Source organism: Chryseobacterium sp. BIGb0232 (assembly GCF_024810195.1).
GTDB classification, from domain to species: Bacteria; Bacteroidota; Bacteroidia; order Flavobacteriales; family Weeksellaceae; genus Chryseobacterium; species Chryseobacterium pennae.
In genome coordinates, this window is the sequence record NZ_JANUEH010000021.1 from 1 (window position 1) to 5,247 (window position 5,247).

Genomic DNA, 5,247 nt, shown 5'->3' on the forward strand with positions numbered 1-5,247 from the left:
CGTGCGCCATATCAGGCTATAAATCTACGGGTAATTAGTACTACTCGGCTATGACATTACTGTCTTTACACCTGTAGCCTATCAACGTCGTCATCTCCAACGACCCTTAAAAGATGTCTCATCTTGAGGCGAGTTTCGCACTTATATGCCTTCAGTGCTTATCTCTTCCAAACGTAGCTACTCAGCAGTGCACCTGGCGGTACAACTGATACACCAGAGGTTTGTTCAATTCGGTCCTCTCGTACTAGAATCAAGCCCTCTCAAACATCTAACGCCCGCAATAGATAGAGACCGAACTGTCTCACGACGTTCTGAACCCAGCTCGCGTGCCACTTTAATGGGCGAACAGCCCAACCCTTGGGACCTTCTCCAGCCCCAGGATGTGACGAGCCGACATCGAGGTGCCGAACCTCCCCGTCGATGTGAGCTCTTGGGGGAGACTAGCCTGTTATCCCCGGAGTACCTTTTATCCTATGAGCGATGGCCCTTCCATACGGAACCACCGGATCACTATGTCCTGCTTTCGCACCTGATCGACTTGTAGGTCTCACAGTCAAGCACCCTTATGCCATTACACTCTACGCACGGTTACCAAGCGTGCTGAGGGTACCTTTGAAAGCCTCCGTTACTCTTTTGGAGGCGACCACCCCAGTCAAACTACCCACCACGCAATGTCCTTCTAAAAGAAGTTAGGCTCCAAGTAAGTAAAGGGTGGTATTTCAACGTTGGCTCCACCTACACTAGCGTGCAAGCTTCAAAGCCTCCCACCTATCCTACACATTACTTACTCAAAGTCAATACGAAGTTATAGTAAAGGTTCACAGGGTCTTTTCGTCCCATTGCGGGTAATCGGCATCTTCACCGATACTACAATTTCACAGAGCTCATGGTTGAGACAGTGCCCAGATCGTTACACCATTCGTGCAGGTCGGAACTTACCCGACAAGGAATTTCGCTACCTTAGGACCGTTATAGTTACGGCCGCCGTTTACTGGGGCTTCAGTCAATGCCTTCGGTTTAACCCTAAGCACCTTCCTTAACCTTCCAGCACCGGGCAGGTGTCAGACCCTATACTGCATCTTTCGATTTTGCAGAGTCCTGTGTTTTTGATAAACAGTCGCCTGGGCCTCTTTACTGCGGCCACCATTGCTGATGGCGTCTCTTCTCCCGAAGTTACGAGACTATTTTGCCTAGTTCCTTAACCATGATTCACTCTAGCACCTTAGGATTCTCTCCTCGACTACCTGTGTCGGTTTTGGTACGGGTTGCTTCACTTCGGCTTTTCTTGGAAGCACTTTCCCTACAGCAGCTTCGCCCGAAGGCTAGGCCTTGACTATTCCGTCAGTCTCCAGTAAGTACGGCACTCCGTCCCCTTTTTAGTGTGAGCAAGTATGGGAATATTAACCCATTGTCCATCCACTTCCCCGTTCGGGTTCGCGTTAGGTCCCGACTAACCCTCAGCTGATTAGCATGGCTGAGGAAACCTTAGTCTTTCGGTGAGCGGGTTTCTCGCCCGCTTTATCGTTACTTATGCCTACATTTTCTTTTCTATCCGCTCCACAATACCTCACAGTACTGCTTCGGCGCAAATAGAATGCTCTCCTACCAGATGTATCTAAAATACAAATCCATAGCTTCGGTAATATGTTTATGCCCGATTATTATCCATGCCGGACCGCTCGACTAGTGAGCTGTTACGCACTCTTTAAATGAATGGCTGCTTCCAAGCCAACATCCTAGCTGTCAATGCAGTCCAACCGCGTTGCTTCAACTTAACATATATTTTGGGACCTTAGCTGTTGGTCTGGGTTCTTTCCCTCTCGGACATGGACCTTAGCACCCATGCCCTCACTGCCGTAGAACATTTATTAGCATTCGGAGTTTGTCAGGAATTGGTAGGATTTGACTCCCCCGCATCCAATCAGTAGCTCTACCTCTAATAAACTTATATACGACGCTGCACCTAAATGCATTTCGGAGAGTACGAGCTATCTCCCAGTTTGATTGGCCTTTCACCCCTACCCACAGGTCATCCGAAGACTTTTCAACGTCAACCGGTTCGGTCCTCCACTCTGTGTTACCAGAGCTTCAACCTGCCCATGGGTAGATCACAAGGTTTCGCGTCTAATCCTACTAACTATACGCCCTATTCAGACTCGCTTTCGCTCCGGCTCCGGTACTTAATACCTTAACCTCGCTAGTAAAATTAACTCGTAGGCTCATTATGCAAAAGGCACGCCGTCACACCATATAGGTGCTCCGACCGCTTGTAGGCGTACGGTTTCAGGTTCTATTTCACCCTTCTATTCGAAGTGCTTTTCACCTTTCCTTCACAGTACTTGTTCACTATCGGTCTTTCAGGAGTATTTAGCCTTGGAGGATGGTCCCCCCATATTCAGACAGGATTTCACGTGTCCCGCCCTACTCATTTATCACTTAAATATGCCTTTCATATACGGGGCTATCACCCTCTATGGCTGTTCTTTCCAGAACATTCTATTAAACATAAATTAGCTTTTGGGCTAATCCGCTTTCGCTCGCCACTACTTACGGAATCTCTTCGATTTCTTTTCCTCCGGGTACTTAGATGTTTCAGTTCTCCGGGTTTGCTCCTCTTACGAGGTGACTGGTCTTCAACCAGCCGGGTTGCCCCATTCGGACATCTGCGGATCAATTCGTGTGTGCCAATCCCCGCAGCTTTTCGCAGCTTACCACGTCCTTCGTCGCCTCTGAAAGCCTAGGCATCCGCCATACGCCCTTAACGATTTCTTTCCTAATATTAAATTAGTTCAGTATTTTTTGATAAAATTTAATTTATCGATATTTTTATAAACTCGGCACTCGAAAGTGCTCGGTTATCTCTTTGTGATGTCTTTACCGTTAATGTCAATGATCTTAATGTCTTCTTGTCCAACTGATGAACGAATATTGTTTTTGGCTCTATCCGTAACTTTTAAATCAGTCTTCCAAAACTGTGGAGAATAAGGGAGTCGAACCCTTGACCTCCTGCGTGCAAGGCAGGCGCTCTAGCCAGCTGAGCTAATTCCCCCTCTAGTTGCTGTTGGCCATTTGCTTCTTGCTTTTGGCTTTATTGCCATCAGCTATAAGCTATTTGCCAGCCGCTTTAATTAGTAGTCTCGGGCAGGCTCGAACTGCCGACCTCTACATTATCAGTGTAGCGCTCTAACCAGCTGAGCTACGAGACTGTCTTTTTTTAGACTAACAGATCCTAGATGCTAGATACAAAACTTTTTCATTCGTCTTGATTCTTGGCTCTGGGCTCTTGTATCTCTTCCCTATACTAATTTCTAGTGGGTTTTGTATTTTTAATATAATCAACCAAACAAAAAACTAAAGCTTTACTTTGAACAAGTACTTTGTGTCTAGGACACTATTTTGTTTATCGTCTAAAGACGCTCTAAAATGAGATGTTCCAGCCGCACCTTCCGGTACGGCTACCTTGTTACGACTTAGCCCTAGTTACCTGTTTTACCCTAGGCAGCTCCTGTTACGGTCACCGACTTCAGGTACCCCAGACTTCCATGGCTTGACGGGCGGTGTGTACAAGGCCCGGGAACGTATTCACCGCGCCATGGCTGATGCGCGATTACTAGCGATTCCAGCTTCATAGAGTCGAGTTGCAGACTCCAATCCGAACTGAGACCAGCTTTCGAGATTTGCATCACATCGCTGTGTAGCTGCCCTCTGTACTGGCCATTGTATTACGTGTGTGGCCCAAGGCGTAAGGGCCGTGATGATTTGACGTCATCCCCACCTTCCTCTCTACTTGCGTAGGCAGTCTCACTAGAGTCCCCAACTTAATGATGGCAACTAGTGACAGGGGTTGCGCTCGTTGCAGGACTTAACCTAACACCTCACGGCACGAGCTGACGACAACCATGCAGCACCTTGAAAAATGTCCGAAGAAAAGTCTATTTCTAAACCTGTCATTTCCCATTTAAGCCTTGGTAAGGTTCCTCGCGTATCATCGAATTAAACCACATAATCCACCGCTTGTGCGGGCCCCCGTCAATTCCTTTGAGTTTCATTCTTGCGAACGTACTCCCCAGGTGGCTAACTTATCACTTTCGCTTAGTCTCTGAAACCGAAGTCCCAAAAACGAGTTAGCATCGTTTACGGCGTGGACTACCAGGGTATCTAATCCTGTTCGCTCCCCACGCTTTCGTCCATCAGCGTCAGTTGTTGCTTAGTAACCTGCCTTCGCAATTGGTGTTCTAAGTAATATCTATGCATTTCACCGCTACACTACTTATTCCAGCTACTTCAACAACACTCAAGACCTGCAGTATCAATGGCAGTTTCACAGTTAAGCTGTGAGATTTCACCACTGACTTACAGATCCGCCTACGGACCCTTTAAACCCAATAAATCCGGATAACGCTTGCACCCTCCGTATTACCGCGGCTGCTGGCACGGAGTTAGCCGGTGCTTATTCGTATAGTACCTTCAGCTAGATACACGTATCTAGGTTTATCCCTATACAAAAGAAGTTTACAACCCATAGGGCCGTCGTCCTTCACGCGGGATGGCTGGATCAGGCTCTCACCCATTGTCCAATATTCCTCACTGCTGCCTCCCGTAGGAGTCTGGTCCGTGTCTCAGTACCAGTGTGGGGGATCACCCTCTCAGGCCCCCTAAAGATCGCAGACTTGGTGAGCCGTTACCTCACCAACTATCTAATCTTGCGCGTGCCCATCTCTATCCACCGGAGTTTTCAATATCGAATGATGCCATTCAATATATTATGGGGTATTAATCTTCCTTTCGAAAGGCTATCCCCCAGATAAAGGCAGGTTGCACACGTGTTCCGCACCCGTACGCCGCTCTCTCATTTCCGAAGAAACAATACCGCTCGGCTTGCATGTGTTAGGCCTCCCGCTAGCGTTCATCCTGAGCCAGGATCAAACTCTCCATTGTATGTTTGTCTGACTCACTCAAAGTTTTTTAACGCTTTAGTTTTTCCTTACTTGGTTGTTATATTGTATGTCAATGATCTTTATATCTTTCGCTTTATAATGAAGCACTCTCTTCTGTCAGTGGCGCTCCATATTTGCGAGTGCAAAAGTAAAACTTTATTTTGATTTGACCAAATGTTTTGAAAGAAAATTTTAAAGTTTTTTGATAACCTTAACTCCTTTCCAAAACCCTCAATCTCTCTACTCCTGCGCTCCCGTTTTATTGGGACTGCAAAGATACAAACTTTATTTTAACCCGCAACTTTTTAAA

Annotated in this window: 2 tRNA genes and 2 rRNA genes; all 4 read right to left on the minus strand. The window is 46.9% G+C overall.

From position 1 onward, the window contains the following. Positions 1-14: 14 nt before the first annotated feature. Positions 15-2,772, minus strand: a 23S ribosomal RNA gene (locus M2372_RS25470). Between the two features lie 203 nt (positions 2,773-2,975). After that, positions 2,976-3,049: transfer RNA gene (locus tag M2372_RS25475), tRNA-Ala, on the minus strand. Between the two features lie 83 nt (positions 3,050-3,132). After that, positions 3,133-3,206, minus strand: a tRNA-Ile gene (locus M2372_RS25480). A 215-nt stretch (positions 3,207-3,421) separates the two neighbouring features. After that, a 16S ribosomal RNA gene (locus M2372_RS25485) occupies positions 3,422-4,938 on the minus strand. Together the 16S and 23S rRNA genes with 2 tRNA genes alongside form the textbook arrangement of a ribosomal RNA operon. Positions 4,939-5,247 lie beyond the last annotated feature (309 nt).